The 2805-nt window shown below is 49.2% G+C and carries 3 protein-coding genes; all 3 read left to right on the forward strand.

Annotation, left to right across the window (positions count from 1 at the left end):
- The first annotated feature begins 41 nt into the window (after window positions 1-41).
- Entirely contained in the window at window positions 42-149 is a 108-nt protein-coding gene (locus P9H32_RS18155) for an NPCBM/NEW2 domain-containing protein (RefSeq protein ID WP_431311693.1), read from the forward strand.
- Window positions 150-440: 291 nt separating this feature from the next.
- Complete coding sequence (locus P9H32_RS04200; protein WP_322607622.1) at window positions 441-2297, forward strand: SHD1 domain-containing protein; 1857 nt, start codon at window positions 441-443, stop codon at window positions 2295-2297.
- 223 nt (window positions 2298-2520) lie between these two features.
- The coding region (locus tag P9H32_RS04205) for an NPCBM/NEW2 domain-containing protein (protein ID WP_322607623.1) at window positions 2521-2805 on the forward strand (285 nt) is incomplete at its 3' end.

A 2805-nucleotide genomic window follows, 5' to 3' on the forward strand; every position in this document is an offset into this window, starting at 1 on the left:
CCAAACTCTGCAGGGATACCCTCCGCACCTGGTGTTTTGATGTGGAACTGTCCGAACGCCAACGTGAGGTCCGCCTGGTCGTCACCACCGCCGGAGATGGCAATACAGGTGATTTTGCAAATTGGGTAAACGCCGGATTCAGCAAATGATCGTGCAAAAATGTTCCGGTTAAAAGCCGGTTCAACAAGCGCTGCTCTCCAATGGGAAAGTCGCAAAAGAGCGCAAAGTTCACAAAAAACCAAAACAGCGACTGTATATGCTTTGTTTTCTTTGTGCTCTCTCGTGGCAAGTAATCTCAATGTTTAGCCGCCGCATCTATGAAAATGTAAACCAAATTCACTAAGTATTCTGGTTGGCGGTGAACTCCGCTCCGATGTAGGGAGGGAAATCAATGTTGATTACCCATTGATATGTCGGTGTTGGATCTAAAGGAGAATAAAATGGACAGAAAAACAAAAGGAGTGGTTAAAGGAGCGCCGAGTGGCTTGGTCATTAGCCTGGCGGTTCATGCCGGTGCATTCCTGTTAGCAGGGATACTGGTGGTTTTCACGGTGCATCAGAAGGAAGAGAAAAAATTTGTCCCGCCCAAGCCGCTCGACCGCCCGAAGATGAAGCTCAAGAAGCCGAAGGTAAAGGTTAAGAAGAGCGCCAAGCCGAAACCAACGACGCGGATTGTCACCAAGGTCAAACGAGCCAAGATGCCCGATATCCAGTTGCCGGAAATGAGCGGCATGGCCGACGGCTTGGCAGGAGGGATTGGCAACTTTGAAATTATGCCGGATTTGGGCGAGCTAACATTGCTTGGCAGCAAATCGAGTATTGGCAACGATCTTGAAGGGACGTTCTATGATGTTAAGCGCGATCGTAGGGGACGACCTATTCCGGTAGATACGGGCGGGGACGAATGGCGACAGCTGATCCGTAAGTTTTTCCTGAGTGGATGGAAAACCTCTACATTTTCCCGTTATTACCGAGCTCCGCAAAAACTGTATGCCACAACGCTGGTTGTGCCTGTAACGCTTTCCGGCATTGCGCCCGAAGCATTTGGAGATGACGATGCGGTGGGGGCTCTATGGATGGTGCACTACAAGGGACAGCTGGTTAACAAGGACTCCATCAAGTTTCGTTTCTGGGGGATTGGCGATGAATTTATTGTTGTACGAGTGGATGGAACCGTCGTGATGGGAGCCTATTGGCCGCATGCCAGCATGCGAGACTATGTCATGAATGGAATCTGGGAGTCGAGTTCGATGGATTCTGATAAATACTACTGGGGAAACAACAAGGCCGTTGTGGGCGATTGGATTGAGCTGGAGGCCGGGGAGCCGAAAGAGATCGAGATCCTCATTGGTGATAACGGCGGTCAGGCCTGCTTTCTTTTGGGGGTTCAGGAAGAGGGGATGGAATATGAACGCAGCGGACAGCCCTCACCGATTCTTCCTGCGTTTAAAACAGCGGAGCTGCCACACAATCTGTGCGATGTAATATACAAAGAGCTGCCGCAAGGGGATGTTTGTCTAACCAATGGCCCGGTGTTCAATGACTATGCTTCGCGGTCAAGTGGGGCATCCAGGCCGGATGAAGTTGAAGCAGAGGCGCTACCGGATACAGATCCGGAATCTGTAATGCGGATTTGGAACCTAGTAACCGGAAAGAGTTTTGAGGCTGAGTATATCGCTATGGTAGGGGGTAACGTCGTTTTCAAGACCGCCGGGGGAAAGACCTCGAAGGTTCCTCTGCAACAGCTTTCCGCAGGAGACCGCGAGTTTGTGGAACTTCTTAATCCGCCGGTGTTGGATCTTAATTTTACCCGCAAGATGCAGGAACAGACATTTACGGAAGGATATTATGGAACATGGCCTCGTCCTCCGGTGACTCGCGCACGCTTCGGAGTGCGGATCAAGCAGACCAGTGCAGGGGATTATAATCATGAACTTCGGGCGCAAATTTATGCCGTTGGGCAGCAACGTACTCGTCCTGAAAAAAAGTACGTTCTTCTCGACCGGCAGCAGGTGTCTTTTTCGCTTACAAAGGAAAACAAGAGATCCTATGAGTTCTTGAGCGAGCGTGAAGAAATATTGACCTCGTTTGATGTGAGTGGTGAGCCCCGTGGTGAAAAGTATTATGGATATCTTGTAGTGGTGCGTGATGCCAGAGACCAAATAGTTGCAGTGGATGCATCAAACGATTGGCTGTTGGATCATATTGGGCGGGTGGAGAAATTGGCAGTCGGAATGTATTTTGACAAGGACTGCATTCGCACCTTTCCGGGGCGACCAAGGCCTATTTTATGGTAGTGGTAAATCATGGAAAAATCGGTGTTATGTGAGATGAATGATAGAACAATATCTTTTTTGTAAACCCAAATTAGTGCTTTAGTCAGGCTCCTGTTTTAAAGTACGCCTTATCGACAGATTCCCATTCTTCATTTACTTTCTTAAAAATGGCGCCCATGAGCTGTAGCCAAGAGGTTTCATTTTTGAAAAATCCCCAGCAGGTTGGTCTGCATCGCCTGATCCTTTGGATGATCATTGTCCGGTTAACGGAAAAAGGGAAGTTTATGAGTGCGCCAAGCAAAGCTGTCTTAATAATCCCTATTCCAGCGTTGTTTTTGAAGTCTACGACGATGTGAAAGAGATGGGTGAATCTCCGGAGCTATTGGGGAAAAGTCCCAAACTCTGCAGGGATACCCTCCGCACCTGGTGTTTTGATGTGGAACTGTCCGAACGCCAACGTGAGGTCCGCCTGGTCGTCACCACCGCCGGAGATGGCAATACAGGTGATTTTGCAAATTGGGTAAACGCC

Source organism: Pontiella agarivorans, from assembly GCF_034531395.1.
GTDB lineage: Bacteria > Verrucomicrobiota > Kiritimatiellia > Kiritimatiellales > Pontiellaceae > Pontiella > Pontiella agarivorans.